The organism is Pelomonas sp. Root1217 (assembly GCF_001425705.1).
In the GTDB taxonomy this organism is placed as follows: Bacteria; Pseudomonadota; Gammaproteobacteria; order Burkholderiales; family Burkholderiaceae_C; genus Pelomonas.
Genome location: NZ_LMDC01000001.1, coordinates 437884 through 458390 on the forward strand (window position 1 = coordinate 437884; position 20507 = coordinate 458390).

Consider the following 20507-nt stretch of genomic DNA (forward strand, 5'->3'; position numbering starts at 1 on the left):
GAGGGGCTTCAGTGCCCCACGATCACCACGTGGGCCTGCATGCGCGAGTCGATGGCGCCGACGCCGAAGCGGTCGGCGATGGCGCGGGCCGCGAGGGCCGTCATCTCGGGCAGGCGGCCCGGCGCGCGCTTCTCGATCTCGGCGCGCAACGGCGTGCCCTGGCAGAAGCCCAGGGCCGGCTGAGAGGGTGACTCCGCGCAGGCGCGCAGCGGCAGCGTGACGAAGTCCGCCTCGTGCTCGAAGCCGGCGTCGCTGAGCTCCTGGCGCAGTGCGTGAATGTCGTGGCAGCCGTGCGGCGCGCGCGCGAGGAAGCGCGGCGGGTCGTCCGGGAAGGCCTGGGCCAGGGCCTGCGTGATCGTCTCGGCCAGCTCGTTGCTGTCGAGGTGATCCCAGACGTTGAAGAGGAACACGCCGTCGGCCCTGAGCACGCGGCGGATCTCGGCAAAGGCGCGCGGCCGGTCGGCGAAGAGGCTGACGCCGAACTGGCAGGCGACGAGGTCGAAGCTCTCGTCGGCAAAGGGCAACTGCGCCGCATCGGCCAACCGCCACTCGACGGGCCTGTCTGTGCCACGGGTGGCCGCCATGTCCAGCATGGTGGCGTTGAGTTCGCTGGCCACAATGTCGACGTTGTCGGGCAGCTCCCCGACGAGATGGCGCGTCAGCACGCCGGTGCCTGCAGAGATCTCCAGCAACCGCCCCGGGCGCAACGCAGCTGCCCGCGCGGCCAGGTCCTCGGCATAGGGATCGAAGAGCATGGGCACCAGATAGTGCTCATGGAGTTGGGGGATGGAGCCAGTGAAGCCCCGGTCGGCGAGGTTCATGCGGGTCATTCTGGACGCGGTGCTAGGCTGGCGGCCGCTTCCCTCGCAATTGCTTGCAAAACGCCATGTCTGAACACCGCCCCTCACATGCGCAGCTGCTGGCCTTTCTGAAGGCCGAATTCCCGCAGAACCGCTGCACGCTCGAGGAGGTGGACGAGGACGGCAGCGTCGTCGTCGCCCATCCGGTGGGCGAGCGCGAGCTCCGCCCCGGCAACACGGTGTCGGGCCCAGTCATGATGACGCTGGCCGACGTGGCCCTCTACCTCGCCATCCTGGCGCGCATCGGCATCGTGCCGCTCGCGGTTACGACGAATCTCTCGATCAACTTCCTGCGCAAGCCGCGCGCCGACCGGCGTGTCATCGCGCGTTGCCGGCTGATGAAGCTGGGCAAGTCGCTGGCCGTGGGCGAGGTGTGGATCTTCTCGGAGGGCGAGGACGAGCCGGTGGCTCATGCGACGGGCACCTACGCGATTCCGCGGGAGCGCTGAGAGCCTTCGCTTTCGAGCGCGCTGGCGCGGTGGGATGCGGCGCAACCTGTTGGCTGGCCCAAGCATTTGAATAGCCGCCACCGACCCGAAGCGGAAATAATCTCAGCCGAAGTGGATCGCTGGAAAGCAACCGCTCAACGGTTGATTTAGCGCCGTCAGGCAAAGTTTGAAGGGGCTAGCTCTCAACGCGAGGACTTCGGACTTCGTGAATCTGGACGGTTTTTCCGACTTCACACAGGAGCTTCGAGCCGAGCACGAACACTCTATCGAAAGTGGCAAAGACGTTGGCCTCGGAGCACTTGGCAGCAAGAATTGCGCTTGCTTCCGCATAGTGAACTCTGGGTAAAGACCAGTTGTCATAGATAAGCAGCCAGTTACGGCGATGCAGCGAATAGCCGGCCTTGTGCGCCTTCTCAACTTTGACGGTTGTGAAGTGCAACATAGCAGCGGCCCATTCACGCTCTGGCTCGTCGCCTATCCATGGAGGACCTGCTTTGTCTAGCTCGATCTCCCTTCGAAGCTCGGCGGTGCTTTTCGATGGCTCGCCCGGCAGGGCACGAGGAATGAAGTACACCGAGGGACCGACACCGGCCTGACGCAGGACGGAAGCGCGAGCAACGTTTTCTGAGATCGCCTCAGTTAGCTCGATTCCGATCGAACTCCCATTGGATGTCACAACGCAGTCGGGCCGATCTCGGTGCTCCACGGTGAGTGGAAAAGCAAGACGATCTGGAGGAAGCGACGCTAGAAGATGAGCGATGCTGAATCGCTCAGTCTGCTCCTTTGTGCGGCCCGCCGAGCGAGGTGAGACGTCAATGCGTAGGAGAGCTAATTTGCACCGTAGATCGTCCGCGGATTCGGCGCGAAGGAGTTGTGTCATTAGGAGCTAACTCGTAGCGATTCTTGCCCAATATTTGAGCACTGCCTCAAAGCGGGGCTCGACAATGCCAGTTCCCGCCGGCAACTGTCGCCCACCGCCGTCACGGACCTCGCAGGACGCACAGAAGCGCCGCACGGCATGCCGCTTGCCCCTTTTCTTTCAAGCGCGCGACTTCCGTACGCCGAAAGGAATGCAATGCAGGTGCAAATCGAGACCGACAACCACGTGGAGGGCCGTGAGAAGCTGATTGAGCATGTCGAGAGCGTGATCCGCGGCGCGGTCGACCACTACAAGGGCCAGGTGACGCATGTGGAGGCGCATCTGGGCGACATGAACAGCGGCGAGAAATCGGGCCCTGACGACATGCGCTGCCTGCTGGAGGCGCGCGTGGTGGGGCTGAAGAACATCGCGGTCAAGCACCAGGCCGAAAGCATGCACCAGGCCATCGAGGGCGCGGCCGACAAGTTGACGAGGGCCCTCGAATCGGCGCTGGGCAAGCAGCAGGACCGCCAGCGGCGCCATGCGGGCACCGGTGAGCTGAGTGCCGACGTGGCCCGCGAGTTCGGCGAGGGCGTGCAGCCTGCGGCCGAGCCATGGTGATGCGATAGGTGCCGGGCGCAATGACCCACGAGAAAGGGCTGCTCACGCAGCCCTTCGGTCACACGCCTGCAATCAGCCGATCTTGGCCAGCTTTACGCTGGTGACGGCGCCCGTCAGATAGCCCACCTGGGCACCGAAGCGGTCCTTGTAGTTGGCGCGCACCAGTGGGTCCAGCGTGGCCTTGACCACGTTGTGCAGCGGCACGCCCCAGTCGCCGGGATGCTGGAAGTTACTGGTGATGTAGGTCCAGCCGTTCAAGTCGTCCACCACGCCCAGGCCGGTCGCTTCGGCGCCCGAAGGCATGGACACGAGGCGGGTCAGCGTCTTGGTGTCGACGTTGTAGGCCCAGACGAAGTTGTTGACGTGGTAGCTGCTGTCCTCGCCGATGAAGAGGGTGCGCAGCTTCTCCGAGAACTTCAGGTTGTCCGGCGCGCCGATCTTGTCGGGATTGGCGAGGTTGCCCAGCGCATCCGCCGTGGCGAGGTCTTCGCCGATGAGCAGGGTCTTGGTCAGTGACGGCACCCAGTCGCTGGTGATGGCACCGCCTGCCGTGTCCTTCTGGCCCGTGCTCAGCGTGTGGGCCAGCACGCCACCGGCGTTCAGGGCCTTGTCGATGGTGATGTTGGCGGCCTCGTTCCAGGCGGCGTTGCCGCGCACCATGGAGCTCTGCATGTTCTGCAGCGCGGAGTAGGCGATCTTGTCCTTGGCGTTGACGGTCGTGCCCTCCATCTTGGTGAAGGCCATCGAGCCGCCCTTGAGCGCGGCGTAGCGGTGGGTTTCGAGGAAGGCGGCGGCCTTGTCCATGCCGGCCTTCACGCGCACCCACTGCACCTTGCCGCTGAGCCAGATCTTGGTGAAGCTGGCGTCCAGCGGGTCGGTGGTGGCCACGTCCATGATGTCGGTGGCCTTGAGCGTGTCGGCCAGGGCCTTGATCTCCGCGCTGGTGGCCGAGCCGAGCTTGATCCAGCTGATGGGCGCGCCGGCGGCAGCCGTGTCCAGCGAGAAGCCGGCGCCGAACTTGGCCACAAACAGCGAACCGGCGGAGAGGTCCTTCTCCTTGTCGGCCACGAACATGAAGAAGCCGCCATTGGTCGCGTCGTCGCCCATGATGGCGGTGCGGTTGTCGGGCATGACCTGGATCAGCTCATGCGAGATACGGCCCAGGCAGTAGTGCTTCTTGATGGTGCCGGTGCCATCGGGGTTGACCGTCACTTCGGGCAGGTGGCCGTAGTGGTAGGGGTTGGCCTGGGTTTCGCTGCCGAACAGGTTCTTGCTATAGGCCTTGAACTGCGCGTTGCCGGCGATGGTGAAGGCGTCGGGCTCGTACTCCTCGCTGGACAGGTGGGTGCCCCAGGGCGACAGGCTGGCGCCGCAGGTGATCCACAGGCCCATGGCGGGCGCGGTGTCGACGTTGTGGTACTTCACGAGCGACAGCTTGCCCGTGGCGGGGTCCTGGTCCAGCGTCAGCACGGCTATGGGCGAAGGCAGCTTGCCGTACATGTCGGTCTTGCCGTCCTGGGCCCAGGTCGTGTATTCGAACTGCACGACGGCGAAGACGGCGTTGCCCTTGACGCCGGCAACGGTCGCGTTGTCGAGCTTGAGCAGTGAAGTGCCGTCGGGCGAATCGCTGAAGAACTGGCGGGTCTTGTCGACCACCGTCGCGTCGATGATGGGCTTGCCGGCGAAGTCGACATAGCCGCCGGCCAGCAGGGTGCCGCCCTTGCCGTCGGGGACGGGGTCGCCCGTCGTGAAGAAGGGGGCATACGACAGCGAGAAGCCCTGGGTGCTGTCGTCGCTGAACTTGACCATCAGCGTCGAGTTGACGAGGGTCTTGGCCATGTCGGCCGGGGTGGCGAGGCTGGGGGCGGCCATCGCGACGAAGCTGGCGGACGCGAAGCTGGGGGCGGGGGCTTTGTCGTCGTCGCTGCCACCGCCGCAACCGGTCAACAGACCGGCGACGGCGGTGCCGCCGAGGGGGAGCATCAGGGGGACGCCCATGTACTTCAGGGCGTGGCGGCGATTCAGGGTCTGGGACATGTTGGCGGCTGCTGTTCAGGGACTGCACAGCCAGGCCCGTACACAACTGTGCGCCGGCCTGGCACAAGCCGCGCAATGTAGGGAGCTTGCATGTCGGCCGCGTGAAAACGCGGCCGACCCAGCGAAGGGTCAGCCCTTCGAGTCGTCGAGCAGGTTCGGCGGCGCGCCGAACATGAAGCAGTCGACAAAGCTGAAGTAAAGCGAGGCGTAGAACACCGTCGCGAGCACCAGGAAGCAGGCCACCGAAGCCAGCGGCGCGAACTGCAACAGGCCGAGCAGGCCGAAGACCACGCTGATGACGCCGCTGCAGGCAAACATCAGTGCCGCCCACAGCAGCGCGTTCACGGTGAAGGCGCCCTTGTTGCGCCACAGCGCCAGCGTGCTGGAGAACAGCGACTGGGCGGCGCTCTGCCCACCCCAGTGCACCAGGGCCGGCGCATGCCAGTAGGGGATCGACAGTGCGGTCATGCCGACTGCACGGACCACGAAGCCCCAGATCAGCCGCGGGTCGGCCGCGATGACGGCGATCGCGTCGGCGTTCGCATCGCGCTTCATCAACTCCATCAGCTCGTGGGTGACCTCGCCGTCGATCTGGTCGGCCAGCAGCAGGATCAGCAGCATGACCAGCGCGAACCCCGTGCACAGCACGAACTGGTGGCGGCGCCGTTCAGGCGTCAGCCGGAAGGGGGCGATGAAGACGTCCACATGGGGCATCTTGCGCTGCAGCGCCAGGTGCGTGGCCAGCATGAAGCCCAGCGAGCAGACTGGAATGGCCATCAGGCCCAGCATGGGGCCGACGAAGGGCAGCGCGCCCAGCAGCATGGAAACCAGCAGCGCCAGGCCCAGCAGGCCCGAGAAGGCCAGCGGCTGGCGCCGGAAGATCTTGAAACCATGGCGTATCCAGAGCCGCCCGTTGCCGGCCGGCACCTGCTGCAGATGCAGCTGCATCGTCATTCGCCGACCCCGCCGTGCAGTGCGTGCCAGGGCTTGGCGATGCGCTCGCGCAGCACCCGCTCGAAGTGGCGGGGGTCGTGGGCCTTGAGCAGGCTGGCCTCGCGCGGCAAATGCAGGTCAAAGAGGCGCGACACCCAGAAGCGCAGTGCCGCCGCGCGCAGCAAGGCCGGCAGCAGGCGATGCTCGGCACCCGACAGCGGCCGCTCGCTTTCATAGGCGGCGACGAACACGGCGGCGCGCTCCTCGATGAGGCGGCCGTCGGTCAGGTCGATGCACCAGTCGTTCAGGCAGACGGCGAGGTCGAAGAGCCAGGTGTCGACGCCGGCGAAGTAGAAGTCGAAGAAGCCCGTCAGGCGCTCGCGGCCGGGGCCCTCGCCGGGCTCGAACATGACGTTGTCGCGGAACAGGTCGGCGTGGATGGGGCCGCGTGCGAGCTGGGCGTAGTCCTGCGACGCGGCGAGCTGTTCCTGGTAGGCCAGCTCGCTTTGCAGCAGCTCGGCTTCGGGGCCGCTCAGAAAAGGCAGGAGCTGCGGCACCACCTCGCGCCACCAGGCCAGGCCGCGCAGATTGGGCTGGTGGAGCGGGAAATCCTGGGCCGCCAGGTGCATGCGTGCCAGCGTGGCGCCCACCTGGCTGCAGTGGAAGGCGTCGGGTGCCAGCTGGTGGCCGCCATGCAGGCGGTCGACGATGGCCGCGGGCTTGCCGGCCACCTCGAAGAGGATCTCGCCGGCGGCGTCCGCGTGCGGTTCAGGGACTGGCACGCCGCGCTGGGCCAGGTGCTGCATCAGGCGCAGGTAGAAGGGCAGTTGCTCGGCCGTCAGGCGCTCGAACAGCGTCAGGACATAGTGGCCACTTTGATGGGCATCCTGGCAATCGACGAAGTAGTTCGTGTTCTCGATGCCCGCGCCGATGCCGCGCAGCGAGCTGAGTTGCCCGAGGGCGAGATGGTCCAGCAGGGCTTGCGCCTGCGCCGGGCTGACTTCGGTGAAAACGGCCATGGGTCCAGAAAGCGGCCGCGAGGGCCGCTTGCGATCAGAATTTGAGAACTCGCCAGACCCGTGTGCCCGAGCCGCTCTTGGGCAGCCCAGTGCCCGTACCGCCGGCCGATTCGCGACCTGCGTCGTTGACGACGATTTCGTAGTCCGGTGCCTTGGTCAGTTTGTTCTTGACCGTGACCTTCTTGGATTCGCCGCGCACCTTCAGCTCCTCGATACGGACCTGATCGTCCTCGGCCACGGTGCGCTCGACCTTGGGCTCGGGCGGCGGGTCAGCGAGGGCGCCGCCACACAGGGCAGCGAGCAGCAGGGGTACGGCAAGGCGCAACATGCTGCCGATTCTAGGTGGCGGGCTGCCGGACAATCCGTCGCCATGAGTAAACCCATCCTGCTGCTGGTCGACGGCTCCAGCTATCTGTATCGCGCCTTCCACGCCATGCCCGACCTGCGCGGCCCCGAGGGCCAGCCCACTGGGGCGGTGCGTGGCATGGTGGCCATGCTGAAAAAACTGCAGAGCGACATCGGCGCAGCCCACGCCGTCTGCGTGTTCGATGCGCCGGGCAAGACTTTCCGCGACGACTGGTATCCGGAATACAAGGCCCAACGCTCGCCCATGCCGCCGGAGCTGCGCGCGCAGATCGAGCCTATCCACGAGGTCGTGAAACTGCTGGGCTGGCCGACGCTGACGGTGCCCGGCGTCGAGGCGGACGACGTCATCGGCACGCTGTGCTGCATCGCGGCCCAGGAAGGTCATCGCGTCATCGTGTCGACCGGCGACAAGGACCTGGCCCAGCTGGTCAACGCCGACGTGGAGCTCATCAACACGATGAGCAACGAGCGGCTGGACGAGGCCGGCGTGCTGGAGAAGTTCGGCGTGCCGCCCAATCGCATCATCGACTACCTGACGCTGATGGGCGACACCGTGGACAACGTGCCGGGCGTGACCGGCGTCGGCCCCAAGACCGCGGCGAAGTGGGTGTCCGAATACGGCTCGCTGGACGGCGTCATCGCCGCGGCCCCGGCGATCAAGGGCAAGGCCGGCGAAAACCTGCGCGCCGCGCTGGACTGGCTGCCCATGGGTCGCAAGCTGGTCACCGTGAAGGTGGATTGCGAACTGGCCGAACACGTGCCGGGCTGGCCCAAGCTGGAGGAGCTGGCCTTCCGCGAGCCGGACAAGGCGCGGTTGGGCGAGTTCTATGTGCGCAACGGCTTCAAGGCCTGGCTGGAAGAGCTGACCGGCACCGCGGTCGTGCCCAAGCCCAAGGCGGCGCCGGTGGACAACCCGGGCCTGTTCGACGAGCCGGAGCCGCCCGCCGGTGCTTCGGACGTCGCTCGCCAGTACGAAACCATCCTGACCTTCGAGCAGCTGGAAGCCTGGCTCATCCGCCTGCACGCTGCGCCGCTGTGTGCGCTGGACACCGAGACCGACTCGCTGGACCCGATGGCCGCGCGCATCGTCGGCATCTCCTTTGCCGACAAGCCCGGCGAAGCCGCCTATATCCCGCTGGCCCACAGCGGCCCGGACGCGCCCGAGCAGTTGCCGCTGGACGCCGTGCTGGCGCGGCTCAAGCCCTGGCTGGAGGATGCGTCGGCCAAGAAGATCGGCCAGAACCTGAAGTACGACCGCCATGTGCTGCTCAACCATGGCGTCAACCTCGCCGGCGTACAGCACGACACGCTGCTGCAGAGCTATGTGCTGGAAGCTCACAAGACCCACAACCTGGAAGCGCTCGCCGAGCGCCACCTGGGCCGCAAGGGCCTGAGCTACGAGGACTTGTGCGGCAAGGGCGCGCACCAGATCCCGTTCGCGCAGGTCGATGTGGCCAAGGCCACGACCTACTCGGGTGAGGACTCCGAGATGTGCCTGCATCTGCACAGCGTGCTGTGGCCGCAGATCGAGGCCGACGCTGGCATGACGCACATCTACCGCGACATCGAGATGCCCACGGCCGACCTGCTCGCGCGGGTGGAGCGCAACGGCGTGCTGATCGACTCCGAACGGCTGAAGCTGCAAAGCCATGAGATCGGCCAACGCCTGGTGCTGCTGGAGCAGCAGTGCTACGAGATCGCCGGCCAGCCCTTCAACATCGGCTCACCGAAGCAGATCGGCGACATCCTGTTCGGCAAGCTGGGCCTGCCGGTCGTCAAGAAGACCGCCACCGGTGCACCGTCCACCGACGAAGAGGTGCTGACCGAACTGGCCGCCGACTTTCCGCTGCCGGCCAAGATCCTCGAATACCGCGGCCTGTCCAAGCTCAAGAGCACCTACACCGACAAGCTGCCGCTGCAGATCAACGCCCACACCGGCCGCGTGCACACCAACTATGCGCAGGCCGTGGCCGTGACCGGGCGGCTGTCCAGCAACGAGCCCAATCTGCAGAACATCCCCATCCGCACGGCGGAAGGGCGGCGCGTGCGCGAGGCCTTCGTGGCGCCCGAGGGCTACAGGATCGTCAGCGCCGACTACTCGCAGATCGAGCTGCGCATCATGGCTCACATCAGCGAGGACCCGGGCCTGCTGCGCGCCTTCCAGGAAGGGCAGGACGTGCACAAGGCGACCGCCAGCGAGGTGTTCGGCGTCGCGCTGGGCGACGTATCCAGTGAGCAGCGCCGCTACGCCAAGACCATCAACTTCGGCCTCATCTACGGCATGGGCGCCTTCGGCCTGGCCTCGGCGCTGGGCATCGAGCAGAAGGCGGCCAAGGACTACATCGAGCGCTATTTCACCCGCTTTGCCGGCGTGAAGAAATACATGGACGAGACCAAGGCGAGCGCGGCCGAGCTTGGCTATGTGTCGACGCTGTTCGGCCGGCGCATCTATTTGCCCGAGATCCGCGGTGGCAACGGCCCGCGCCGCGCCGGCGCCGAGCGCCAGGCCATCAATGCGCCCATGCAGGGCACGGCCGCCGACCTCATCAAGCTGGCCATGCTGGCGGTGCAGGCCGAACTGGATCGCGCGGGCAGGCAGTCCAAGATCGTCATGCAGGTGCACGACGAGCTGGTTTTCGAGGTGCCCGAGGCCGAACTGGACTGGATGCGCACCGAGGTGCCGCGCCTGATGGCCGGCGTGGCCGAGTTCAAAGTGCCGCTGCTGGCCGAGGTGGGCGTGGGGACGAATTGGGAAGAAGCGCACTGATTTTCGGCCTGCCGCAATCCCCTAAATTTCCTATTTTCCCCAAAATAGGCAAAATGCGGCCATGCCAGTCGGGAGCCTCATCATGTCCGCAGTCCTCGAACAAGCCCTGGCCGACCAACTGCCCAGCGTGTCGGCCACCCAGCTCGTGGCCGGTATCCAGAAGGTCGGCCGCACGGTCGCCGCCCATGGCGCGGTGCTGATCACCAAGCATGACCAGCCGGCCTTTGTGCTGATGTCGGTCGAGCGCTACCGCGAGATGCAGCGCGCTGCCGAGCCTGACCTGGGTGCATTAGGCGGCGAGTTCGACGCGATGCTGGCGCGCATGCAGGACCAGGGCGAGGCGCTGGCCGATGCTTTCGCAATGACGCCCGAGGCTCTCGGCCAGGCCGCCGTAAAGGCCGCCAAACCCAGCCGTCATCGCATCAAGAAGGCCGCCTGAGCCTTGCCCGCCAAGCTCTTCGTGCTGGCCGGTGTCAATGGCGCCGGCAAGAGCTCTCTCGGCGGCGCGGCCATCCAGTCCAGCGGCGCCGAGTTCTTCAATCCCGACATTGCTGCTGCGCGCCTGCGCGAGCAGCAGCCCAATCTTTCCGCAGAGCAGGCCAACGGCCTGGCTTGGACGTTGGGTCGCCACGGTGTGGAGAAGGCGCTGGCCGAAGGCCTGACCTATGCCTTCGAGACGACGCTCGGCGGCACCAGCATGACCCAGTTGCTGCTGGACGGTGCACGGGGTGGTGCCCAGGTGCATGTCTGGTACGCCGGCCTGGCCACGCCTGAACTGCATCTGCGCCGCATCCAGGCACGCGTGGCGGCGGGCGGGCACGACATTCCCGAGGCCAAGGTGCGCGAGCGCTTCGACGCCAGCCGCAGCAATCTCGTCAAGCTGATGCCCCACCTGGCCAGCCTGCGCCTTTACGACAACAGCTTTGAGGCCGACCCCCGCGCCGGCCGCCGACCGCAACCCCTGCTGTTGCTGCAGATGCAGGCCGGCCGCGCGGTGGCCCATGCACCACTGCGCAGCGTGCCCGCCTGGGCCAAACCCCTGCTCGCCGTGGCCCTGCGTTGAATATCATGCCGCCGCGGGTCAACGAGGAGGGGTGATGAAGGTCTTGCTGGTCGATGCTTTTCCGATGGTGCGTGCCGCGCTCACCGGCCTGATCGAGCAGCATTTCGCCGGGGCGCAGGTACAGGGCGTGGACACCGTGGCCGCTGCCCGCGAAGCACTGGGCCAGGCTGTCCCCCGGCTTGTGCTGCTGGACCTGCGCATCAATGGCGGCTTCGAGCTGCTGCAGCAGATCCACGGCGAGCACCTGCTGCTGCCCGTTGTGGTCATCTCAGGCAGCGACGACACCGAGGAGGCCCTGCAGGCCCTGGGCGCTGGCGCCATGGGCTATGTGCCCGAGCGCAGTGACCTGAACACGCTGGTGCAGGCTCTGCACCTGGTGCTGGCCGGTGGCACCTATGTGCCGCCGCTCAAGCGTGCGGCTGAACCCGTTGCAGCCGCACCGGCCTCGGCGGGCCCCGCGCCGGGCGACTGGGCGGAGCTGCCGCTGACGCCGCGCCAGAAGCATGTGCTGCATCTGCTCACGCAAGGGCTGTCCAACAAGCTGATCGCCCGCGAGCTGGGTGTCAGCGTGGACACCGTGAAGGACCATGTGGCTGCGGTGCTGAGGGCGCTGGGCGTCAGCTCGCGCACCCAGGCGGTCGTGGTCGCGACGCAACGCGCGCGTTGACGGTGGACGTCGCGGTTAGCGGTATATCACCAGCGCGCCGGTCCGGTCAGCGATTCGTGGCGAGAAACCCCGGTCGATCAGGACACAGGCCGCAGCGTCGCGATAGGCCCGGGGGCGGTCTGCAGGCGAGCCGTCGAGCAAGCTCTGAAGTGTTCCCCGGCCGCCGAATCCTGTTGCAAGTTCAGCGTCGCTGTAGGGCGCCAATCGTTGCCGCATCACTTCAAGTTCGGCGTCGGCGTAGCTGATGGCCAGCCGGGCCAGGGCCGCCAGCTTGGTGAATTCGAAACGCCGCTCCTTGTTGGTCAGTGCGAGCCTCAGCGTTTCGGCGTGTGAGCCGACGGGCAGGCCGTGCTCAAGTTCCAAGGCGCCGAGAAGAGAGTAGGCGTTGATGCAGCGCGTGTGAACCTTCGACGTCCGCTTGTCCACCACCGTGACCTGCACATAGGGTGGCGAACTGGAAATGACGATGGTGTCGGTGTTGCCTGCGACCACGCCGTAAGCCGCGTTGAAACTTTCCTGCGATTGACGGATGGGTGACGCGGTACTGCAGCCTGCCACCAGCAGTGCAGCGGCCAAAAGCAATGGTTTCATGACGTTGTCTTCTCCCGTTTCGGCTTTTTGTGCGCCGATTGAAGCACGCCCCAGCAGCGCCGCCCCGTCAGCGCACGTCGCATGTGCTGAACCTCCTGACGGCACGCGACGTCAGCTCGCGCACTCAGCCGTCGTGGCGGCCACGCAGAAAACCCGCTGATCGGAGGCGCTTGCCCACCTCGGCCCTGAACCAGCCGGACTCGAGATAGGCATACAGATTCTTGCCCGGGCAGACGGTCTGGCGGCTGTAGTCCTTGTGGCTGGCGATGGCGTCCAGGCCGAGATGATGCTGGCGCGCCAGCCAGGCGGTCAGCTCGACGGCGGCGTTGAGCTGGGCCGGCGTGGGCTGCTGCTCTTCGAAGTTGCCGACCAGCATGACGAGGGCGTGGCCGCGCGGGTCGTATTCGGTATTGGTGTCGCCCGCCTGGGCCAGCGGCCGCGCCGCGTAGATGCGGCCGTCGGGCGCAATGATGTAGTGGTAGGGGATGTCGGCCCAGCGCTTGGTCAGGCGCGACCACTGTTGCAGCCGGCGCAAGTAGGCCTCGACGTCGGTGCCTTCCTTCCAGATCTCGCCCTGGTGGTGCAGGGTGATGCGGCTGATGTGCTGGGGCTCATCTGCGGAGGTGGCTGCGCTGCCGCCCCAGGCCTGGACGCTGACAATCTCCGGCGCCTGAGGCTGGCTGGCACAGCCGCTCAAGGCCAGCAGCAAGGCAAGAGCGGCCAGCCTCATCGAATGGCATCGATGGCGTTGAGCACCGCCTCGGCCGTGGCCGGCGCCTGCAGCGGCGGATCGCACTTCTCTGGGCCACAGGCGGCGCAGGCGTCCTTGATGGCCAGCAGGGCCGCAAAACCCAGCAGCAGCGGCGGCTCGCCGACGGCCTTGCTGCGGTGGATGGTTTCGCTGGCATTGGCCACGCCGAAGAGTTCGACGTGCAACTCCGGCGGACAGTCGTTGGCGGTCGGGATCTTGTAGGTGCTGGGCGCGTGCGTGGTCAGCAAACCCGTCGTGGGGTGCCATACGAGTTCTTCCGTCGTCAGCCAGCCCATGCCCTGGATGAAGCCGCCCTCGATCTGGCCGATGTCGATGGCCGGGTTCAGGCTCTGGCCCACGTCGTGCAGGATGTCGGCGCGAGTGATGCGGCTTTCGCCGGTCAGCGTGTCCACCAGCGCCTCGCAGACGGCGCCGCCCCACGCGTAGTAGTAGAAGGGATGGCCCTGCAGCTTGCTGCGGTCCCAGTGCAGGCCGGGCGTGGCGTAGAAGCCGTCGCTCCACAGCTGGATGCGCTTCAGATAGGCGGCGGCGACGAGGTCGCAGAAGGGCAGGCTCTGCCCTCCGCCGCTGACCTGGCCGCCGTCGAAGGCGATCAGCTCGGGCGCGCAGCCAAAGCGCTCGGCCGCGAAACCAGCGAGCCGCCCCTTGATCTTGCGGGCCGCGTCCTGGGCGGCCTTCCCGTTCAGGTCGCTGCCGGTGGATGCGGCCGTGGCGGAGGTGTTGGCGACCTTGCTCGTGTCGGTGGCCGAGCAGCGCACGCTGGCCAACGGCAGGCCCAACTCATGCGCGACGACCTGGGCGACCTTGGTGTTCAGGCCCTGGCCCATTTCCGTGCCGCCATGGTTCACCAGCACCGAGCCGTCGGTGTAGACATGCACCAGCGCGCCGGCCTGGTTCAGGTGGGCGACGTTGAAGGAGATGCCGAACTTGACCGGCGTGAAGGCCAGGCCTTTTTTCAGCACCGGGCTGGCGGCGTTGAAGGCGGCGATCTCGGCACGGCGTTCGGCGTAGCGGCTGCTGGCCAGCAGCTGCGCCGTCAGCGGTTGGGCGTGCAGCTCCTCGACCCGCTGGCCGTAGGGCGTCATGTCCTGGCCGGCGGTGTAGAAATTGCGCTGGCGCACCTCGGCCGGGTCCAATCCGAGCCGGCGGGCGACTCCGTCCAGGATCATCTCGATGGCGATGGCCCCCTGCGGGCCACCAAAGCCTCGGAAGGCCGTGTTGCTCTGCGTGTTGGTCCTGGCGCAGTAGCCATGCATCGCAACATGCGGCAGCCAGTAGGCGTTGTCGAAATGGCAGAGCGCGCGGGCCATCACGGGGGCGGAAAGGTCGGCGCTGTGCCCGGCGTTGGCGATCAGGTCGATGTCGACGGCAAGGATGCGGCCGTCGGCGTCGAAGCCTACGTCCCATCGGTAGTCGAAGCCATGACGGCGGCCCGTGACGAGGAAGTCGTCGTCGCGGTCCACGCGCAGCTTGACGGGTTTCTTCAACTTCAATGCGGCGATGGACGCGACGCAGGCGAAGAGAGCGGATTGGCTCTCCTTGCCGCCGAAGCCGCCGCCCATGCGCCGGCATTGCACGACGACACGATGCGCGTGCCAGCCCAGGCAATGGGCCACGAGCTGCTGCATCTCGCTCGGGTGCTGGGTCGAGCAGTGCACGAGCAGGGCGTCGCCGCCTTCCTGCGGCACGGCCAGGCTGATCTGGCCTTCCAGATAGAACTGCTCCTGGCCGCCCAGGCTCCAGTTGCCCTGCAGCCGGTGCGGCGCGCTGGCGAGCTGTTCGGCCGGCTCGCCGCGCGTCAGGTGCGCGGGCGCCAGCACGTACTGGCCGGCGGCATGTGCTTGCAGTGCCGTCAACAGCGGCGGCAGCGGCTCGGCCTGGATGACCTGTCTGGCCAGCCCCGCCGCGCGCCGGGCCAGTTCGCGGTGGGTCGCGATGACGGCGAACACCGGCTGGCCCACATAGCGCAGCTCGTCCACAGCCAGGATGGGGTCGTCATGCAGCAGCGGGCCGCAGTTGTTCTCGCCGGCGATGTCGGCCGCGCTGAGCACTGCGACGACGCCGGGCATCTGCCGGATGCGCTCCAGGTCGACGCTCAGCAGCTTGCCGTGCGCGATCGGCGACAGGCCGAGCGCCGCGTGCAGCGTGCCGGCGGGCTCGGGCAGGTCGTCGATGTAGGGCGCGGCGCCACTGACGTGCAGATGCGCCGATTCATGCGGTGTTGATTTGCCGACGACAGGTTGTTCCACGGGAAGTGTTTCGGGCTTGTTCATACCACCACCTCCTGCATCGACGGCCAGATGCCGACAGGCACAGCGCCGACGGTTTCCAGCCACAGCTTGATGAAAAGGTTCTGCGCCACCTTGAGCCGGTAGTCAGCGCTGGCGCGCATGTCGGTCATGGGCTTGAAGTCCTGCGGCAGCGCGGCGGCTGCAGCCTTGGCAGTGGCTTCGCTCCAGGGCTGGCCGACGACGGCGGCTTCCGCCGCGGCGGCGCGCTTGACTGTTGCCGCCATGCCACCGAACGCGAAGCGCGCCTCCTGCACGGCGCCGGCATCCAGCCTGATCGCCAGCACGGCGCAGACGGCGGAGATGTCGCTGTCATGGCGCTTGGCGATCTTGTGCGCGCTGAAGCGCCAGTCGGGCGAGGGCAGCGGCACGTGCATCGCCTCGACGAACTCGCCGGGCTGCAGGTCCTTCTTCATGTAGTCGAGATAGAAGTCCTGCAGTTTGAGGCGGCGCTGCTGCGAGCCGCGGCGCAGGATGATGTCCGCGCCCAGGGCGATCAGCGCCGGTGCGCCGTCGCCGATGGGCGAGCCGTTGGCGATGTTGCCGCCCAGCGTGCCGGCATGGCGCACCGGCGGCGACGCGAAGCGCAGCCAAAGTTCGCGCAGGCGGGGCACGGCGGCGGTCAGCGCGGCCCAGCTGTCCTCCAGCGAAGCGGCAGCGCCGATCCACAGGCCGGTACCGTTGTTGCGGATCTCGCGCAGCGTCGCGACACGGCCCGTGTAGATGACATCACCGAGGTCGCGAAACTGCTTGTTGACCCACAGGCCCACGTCGGTCGACCCGGCCAGCAGCGTCGCCTGCGGGTAGGTCTCGCGCAGCAGGGCCAAGTCGTGAATGCTTTGCGGCGCATGGAAGCGGGCGCCGGCGTGGCCATAGTCCAGCGGCTCGTCGGCAGCCAGGGTCTGCAGAGCCTGGGCGATGGGTGCGCGGTCCAGGCAGCGGGCGGGCGCACTGAACATCTGTTCGCCGGCATCCAGGATGGGCCGGTAGCCCGTGCAGCGGCACAGGTTGCCGGCCAGCGCATCGGCCAGTTGCTGGCGGGTGGGCTTGGTGCCGGCGGCTTGGTGGGTTTCATAACAAGCCGTCAGGCTCAGGACGAAGCCGGGGGTGCAGAAGCCGCACTGGGAGCCATGGCAGTCCACCATGGCCTGCTGGGCGGGGTTGAGCCGCTGCGGGCCGCCAAGGTCTTCCACCGTCAGCAGCGCGCGGCCGTCGAGCGTCGGCAGGAACTGGGTGCAGGCATTCACGTTACGCAGTTGCAGCTGGCCTGATGCGTCCAGTTCGCCCTGGATGACGGTGCAGGCGCCGCAGTCGCCCTCAGCACAGCCTTCCTTGGTGCCGGTGCAGCCGGCATGCTCGCGCAGGTATTGCAGCACGGTGGTCGTCGGGGGCAGGTTCTGGACCTCGACGACCTCGCCGCGGTGGAAAAAACGGATGGGTCGGGTATTCATGCTGGCCTCGATTGTCGAGCGTTGCCTCAGAATTGCCATATGAGTTTTACTAACCAGGAAAAATTCGTCGACAGTCCACGCCGATGGGCCCTGCGGGGCGATCTGCTGGATTTCACGGCTGCACCACGCTGGGGCGACACCGAGCCACCGGCGGTGCGCTTTGACCGCGACCACTGGCTGCTGATCGAGGACGGCCGCATCGTCGGGAGGCAGGCCGCCGAGCCGGATGCCGGTTGGGCGCGCAAGGACCATGCCGGAAAGCTGGTGCTGCCGGGGTTCATCGACACCCACGTCCACTGCCCGCAGCTGGAGGTCATCGGCTCCTACGGCACCGAGCTGCTGGACTGGCTCAAGCGCTACACCTTCCCCAGCGAATGCACCTTTGCCGACCCGGCGCGCAGCCGCGCAGGGGCCGAGGTCTTCCTGGACGCGCTGCTGGCCAGCGGCACGACCTCGGCCGTCGTCTTCCCGACCGTGCACAAGGTATCGGCCGAGGCCCTGTTCGACAGCGCCGCGGCACGCGGCATGCGCCTCATCACCGGCAAGGTGTTGATGGACCGCCATGCGCCGGACGGGCTGCGGGACGACGTCGTTCAGGCCGAGAAGGATTGCGTCGACCTCATCGCCCGCTTCCATGGCCGCGACCGCCTGGCGTACGCCGTGACGGTGCGCTTTGCGCCGACCAGCACGCCCGAGCAACTGGCAATGGCCGGCGCGCTGTGCCGCGCCGATGCCAGCCTCTATATGCAGACCCACGTCGCCGAGAACCGCGCCGAGGTCGCCTGGGTGGCGGAGCTGTTCCCGGATGCGCGCAGCTACCTGGATGTGTATGAGCGCGTCGGCCTCGTGCACGAGCGCTCGGTGCTGGCCCATGGCATTTATCTGGACCCGCACGACCGCGTCGTCATCGCTGACCGTGGCGCCCAGGTGGCGCATTGCCCGTCGAGCAATCTATTCCTGGGCAGCGGCCTGTTCGACTGGCCAGGTGCCGCTTTCAACATCAGCCTGGCTTCGGACGTCGGCGGTGGTACGACGCTCAGCCTGCCCCGCAACATGCTCGATGCCTACAAGGTGCAGGCCCTGCGCGGCGAGCGCATGACCGCCTGGGTGGCCCTGCATGCCGCCACGCGGGGCGCGGCCGAGGCGCTGCAGCTGGGGCGCGAGATCGGCGGCCTGTCGGTGGGGCAGACGGCCGACATCTGCGTGTGGGACTGGGCGCAAGGCCCGGTCGCCGAGGCGCGCGACGCGGTGGCGCGCGAGCTGCACGAGCGTGTCTTTGCGTGGATGACGCTGGCCGACGAGCGCAACCTCGCGGCCTGCTACGTTGCAGGCCAGCAGCGCATTTGATGGTGCCCCCAGGGCTGGCCTGAAGCCCGCCTGCCCCCCGAGGGGGTCAAGGCGACTCGGGAACGGCCCAGCGTCGCCTTGAACCGCCTGTCCCCCGATTCCGCCGCTTCGTCACAACCCTGATGGGGGACGGCGGGGCGGCTGGCTAGAGTCTGCCCACTCATTTCAACGGAGACTCCATGAGCCGACCCCTGCTGACCCTCGTCGCTTCCCTGGCCTTGCTGGCTGGCGCGTCCCAGGCCGCTGTTGCCGCCGACAAGCCGGCCGCTGTCGCCAAGGCGCCCAAGCCCGCCAAGCGCTACACCATCGAGCAGTTCATGGCCACCGTGAACATCGGTGGCGCCAGCTTCTCGGCCGACGAGAGCCGCATCCTCTTCCACAGCAACGAGACGGGCATCTTCAACGTCTATGCGATGCCGGTGGGCGGCGGCAAGCCGGTCCAGCTGACGAATTCCAAGACCGACAGTCACTACGCGGTGGGCTTCTTCCCGGGCGATGACCGCTTCCTCTACACCCGCGACCAGGCCGGCAACGAGCTCAACCATCTCTATGTGCGTGAGCTCGACGGCAGCGAGAAGGACCTGACGCCGGGCGACAAGCTCAAGGCTTCGTTCGCCGGCTGGAGCGGAGACGACACGGCCTTCTACGTGACGACCAACGAGCGCGATCCGCGCTTCTTCGACCTCTACCGTTTTGATGCCAAGACCTACGCCCGCACGCTGGTCTTCAAGAACGAGGCCGGCTGGGAGTTGAGCGACATCAGCCGCGACGGCCGCTGGCTGGCGGTGGGCAAGATCAACACGACGGCCGACTCCGACGTGCACCTGGTCGACCTGAAGAGTGGCGAGGTCAAGCACATCACCAAGCACCAGGGCGTGGCCAACTACACGCCGCAGGACTTCACGCCCGACAGCCGCGAGCTGCTGATGACCAGCAACGACGGCGGTGAGTTCACGCGCGTCATCGGCTACGACCTGGCCAGCGGCGCGACCCGCGAGATCGAGAAGGCTGATTGGGACGTGGACTACACGGCCTTCTCCAAGGACGGCCGCTACCGCATCACCGGCATCAATGCCGACGCCAGCATCGCGCTGCGCCTGTACCGCGACGGCAAACCGATGGCGCTGCCCCAGCTACCCGGCGGCGACGTGCGCGGCGTGACCTTCTCCCGCAGCGGCAAGCGCATGGCCTTCTACGTGAACGGCGACCGCTCGCCCAGCAACCTGTTCGTCGCCGACGTCGGCTCCAACGCCGAGCCGAAGCAGCTGACCCAGAGCCTGTCCAAGGACATCGATCCGGCCGAGTTGGTGGACGCCTCCATCGCCCGCTTCAAGAGCTTCGACGGCATGGTCGTCCCGTCCGTCTACATGTTGCCCAAGGAAGCCTCGCCGACCCACAAGGTGCCGGCCATCGTCTGGGTGCATGGCGGCCCCGGCGGCCAGACCAAGCGCGGCTACTCGGCGCTGATGCAGTACTTCGTCAACAACGGCTATGCGGTGCTGGGCATCAACAACCGCGGCAGCTCGGGTTATGGCAAGAGCTTCTTCACGGCCGACGACGGCAAGCATGGCCGCGAGCCGCTGTGGGACTGCATCGAGGCCAAGACCTTCCTGGCCAGCACCGGCGTCATCGACCCCGAGCGCATCGGCATCGTCGGCGGCAGCTATGGCGGCTATATGGTGCTGTCGGCCATGGCCTTCCGGCCCGAGGCCTTCAAGGTCGGCATCGACATCTTTGGCGTCAGCAACTGGCTGCGCACGCTGGAGAGCATCCCGCCCTATTGGGAGAGCTTCCGCCTGGCGCTGTACCAGGAAGTGGGTGACCCGGTGAAGGACCGCGAGCGCCTGATGGCCACGTCACCGTTGTTCCACGCCAGCGAGATCAAGAGGCCGCTGATGGTCATCCAAGGCGCCAATGACCCACGCGTCATCAAGCCCGAGAGCGACGACATCGTCGCGGCCGTCAAGAAGAACGGCGTGCCGGTGGACTATCTCGTGTTCGACGACGAGGGGCATGGCTTCTCGAAGAAGAAGAACACGCTGGAGGCCAACCGCCGCATGGTCGAGTTCTTGGATAAATACCTGAAGCCTGGCATCAGTCAGCCGGTCAAGTAAGAAGGAGTCCGCGATGTTCAGCTTCCTGCTCTGGTGCATCTTGTTCGTGATCTGCTGGCCGCTGGCCATTCTGGCGCTGCTGTTGTGGCCGCTGGTCTGGCTGATCACGTTGCCCTTCAGGTTGCTGGGCATCGCCGTCGACGGCGCCTTCGGGCTGCTGCGCGCCATCGTCATGCTGCCGGCGCGGGTGCTGGGCGGGCGGTAGCCGGGCGAGGGGTTGGGGGCGCCAGAGTTGCCTTGCACAATGATTTCCAGGCACCGAATCGGTGCCAGAATCCTTGCCTTCTCCATAACGCTTCAGCT

At 66.9% G+C, this 20507-nt stretch carries 19 protein-coding genes; 9 read left to right on the plus strand and 10 right to left on the minus strand.

Translation table 11 applies throughout. The annotated features are described in order from the left end of the window. Positions 1-8: 8 nt before the first annotated feature. Positions 9-821: a class I SAM-dependent methyltransferase gene (locus tag ASC95_RS02100; protein WP_056198489.1), complete on the minus strand. Its 813-nt coding sequence runs from the start codon at positions 819-821 to the stop codon at positions 9-11. A 65-nt stretch (positions 822-886) separates the two neighbouring features. Here ASC95_RS02100 and ASC95_RS02105 point away from each other — a divergent pair, with 65 nt between their 5' ends. Continuing rightward, positions 887-1309 carry a PaaI family thioesterase gene (locus ASC95_RS02105; protein WP_057296132.1) on the plus strand — a complete coding sequence of 141 codons (423 nt, stop codon included), beginning with the start codon at positions 887-889 and terminating at the stop codon, positions 1307-1309. Positions 1310-1484: 175 nt separating this feature from the next. Here the strand turns inward: ASC95_RS02105 and ASC95_RS30340 are convergent, their stop codons facing one another. After that, the gene (locus ASC95_RS30340; RefSeq protein WP_157255917.1) at positions 1485-2015 is read right to left on the minus strand and encodes a hypothetical protein; all 531 of its coding nucleotides are present in this window, start codon (positions 2013-2015) and stop codon (positions 1485-1487) included. A gap of 369 nt (positions 2016-2384) precedes the next feature. Between ASC95_RS30340 and ASC95_RS02115 the strand changes: the two genes are divergently transcribed. Then, positions 2385-2789: an HPF/RaiA family ribosome-associated protein gene (locus ASC95_RS02115; RefSeq protein WP_082567421.1), complete on the plus strand. Its 405-nt coding sequence runs from the start codon at positions 2385-2387 to the stop codon at positions 2787-2789. A 72-nt stretch (positions 2790-2861) separates the two neighbouring features. On the opposite strand, the gene ASC95_RS02120 is transcribed toward ASC95_RS02115, so the two are convergent. The 4 genes from ASC95_RS02120 to ASC95_RS02135 all read right to left on the minus strand — a co-directional run bounded on the left by ASC95_RS02120 (position 2862) and on the right by ASC95_RS02135 (position 7106). Further along, the gene (locus ASC95_RS02120) at positions 2862-4826 is read right to left on the minus strand and encodes a PhoX family phosphatase (RefSeq protein WP_057296134.1); all 1965 of its coding nucleotides are present in this window, start codon (positions 4824-4826) and stop codon (positions 2862-2864) included. A gap of 129 nt (positions 4827-4955) precedes the next feature. After that, positions 4956-5780: a BPSS1780 family membrane protein gene (locus ASC95_RS02125; protein ID WP_157255918.1), complete on the minus strand. Its 825-nt coding sequence runs from the start codon at positions 5778-5780 to the stop codon at positions 4956-4958. Then, complete coding sequence (locus ASC95_RS02130) at positions 5777-6778, minus strand: homoserine kinase (RefSeq protein WP_057296136.1); 1002 nt, start codon at positions 6776-6778, stop codon at positions 5777-5779. Before ASC95_RS02130 ends, ASC95_RS02125 begins: the two co-directional genes overlap by 4 nt. Positions 6779-6812: 34 nt before the next feature. Further along, on the minus strand, positions 6813-7106 hold the full coding sequence (locus ASC95_RS02135; RefSeq protein ID WP_057296137.1) for a hypothetical protein: 294 nt from the start codon (positions 7104-7106) through the stop codon (positions 6813-6815). A gap of 42 nt (positions 7107-7148) precedes the next feature. On the opposite strand from ASC95_RS02135, the gene polA reads away from it, so the two are divergent. From polA to ASC95_RS02155, 4 genes are all read left to right on the plus strand, one after another. Further along, the gene (gene polA, locus ASC95_RS02140) at positions 7149-9911 is read left to right on the plus strand and encodes a DNA polymerase I (protein ID WP_057296138.1); all 2763 of its coding nucleotides are present in this window, start codon (positions 7149-7151) and stop codon (positions 9909-9911) included. A gap of 82 nt (positions 9912-9993) precedes the next feature. Continuing rightward, complete coding sequence (locus ASC95_RS02145; protein ID WP_162250701.1) at positions 9994-10350, plus strand: type II toxin-antitoxin system prevent-host-death family antitoxin; 357 nt, start codon at positions 9994-9996, stop codon at positions 10348-10350. A 3-nt stretch (positions 10351-10353) separates the two neighbouring features. Beyond that, positions 10354-10974, plus strand: coding sequence for an AAA family ATPase (locus ASC95_RS02150; RefSeq protein WP_057296140.1), 621 nt, complete (start codon positions 10354-10356; stop codon positions 10972-10974). A gap of 34 nt (positions 10975-11008) precedes the next feature. Continuing rightward, positions 11009-11641 carry a response regulator transcription factor gene (locus tag ASC95_RS02155; protein WP_057296141.1) on the plus strand — a complete coding sequence of 211 codons (633 nt, stop codon included), beginning with the start codon at positions 11009-11011 and terminating at the stop codon, positions 11639-11641. A 15-nt stretch (positions 11642-11656) separates the two neighbouring features. On the opposite strand, the gene ASC95_RS02160 is transcribed toward ASC95_RS02155, so the two are convergent. The 4 genes from ASC95_RS02160 to xdhA all read right to left on the minus strand — a co-directional run bounded on the left by ASC95_RS02160 (position 11657) and on the right by xdhA (position 16743). Next, on the minus strand, positions 11657-12232 hold the full coding sequence (locus tag ASC95_RS02160) for a hypothetical protein (protein ID WP_157255919.1): 576 nt from the start codon (positions 12230-12232) through the stop codon (positions 11657-11659). A gap of 124 nt (positions 12233-12356) precedes the next feature. Beyond that, complete coding sequence (locus ASC95_RS02165) at positions 12357-12962, minus strand: peptidoglycan recognition family protein (RefSeq protein ID WP_057296143.1); 606 nt, start codon at positions 12960-12962, stop codon at positions 12357-12359. After that, positions 12959-15277, minus strand: coding sequence for a xanthine dehydrogenase molybdopterin binding subunit (xdhB, locus tag ASC95_RS02170; RefSeq protein WP_057296144.1), 2319 nt, complete (start codon positions 15275-15277; stop codon positions 12959-12961). Before xdhB ends, ASC95_RS02165 begins: the two co-directional genes overlap by 4 nt. Beyond that, positions 15274-16743 (minus strand): xanthine dehydrogenase small subunit, encoded by a 1470-nt coding sequence (xdhA, locus tag ASC95_RS02175; RefSeq protein WP_057296145.1) that lies wholly within the window; start codon positions 16741-16743, stop codon positions 15274-15276. The genes xdhB and xdhA overlap by 4 nt, the downstream gene beginning before the upstream one ends. 39 nt (positions 16744-16782) lie before the next feature. Between xdhA and guaD the strand changes: the two genes are divergently transcribed. The 3 genes from guaD (at position 16783) to ASC95_RS02190 (ending at position 20409) form a co-directional block, all read left to right on the plus strand. Then, positions 16783-18090 (plus strand): guanine deaminase, encoded by a 1308-nt coding sequence (gene guaD / locus ASC95_RS02180; RefSeq protein ID WP_057296146.1) that lies wholly within the window; start codon positions 16783-16785, stop codon positions 18088-18090. A 179-nt stretch (positions 18091-18269) separates the two neighbouring features. After that, positions 18270-20204 (plus strand): S9 family peptidase, encoded by a 1935-nt coding sequence (locus ASC95_RS02185; RefSeq protein ID WP_057296147.1) that lies wholly within the window; start codon positions 18270-18272, stop codon positions 20202-20204. 13 nt (positions 20205-20217) lie between these two features. Then, positions 20218-20409, plus strand: coding sequence for a hypothetical protein (locus ASC95_RS02190; protein ID WP_057296148.1), 192 nt, complete (start codon positions 20218-20220; stop codon positions 20407-20409). Positions 20410-20507 lie beyond the last annotated feature (98 nt).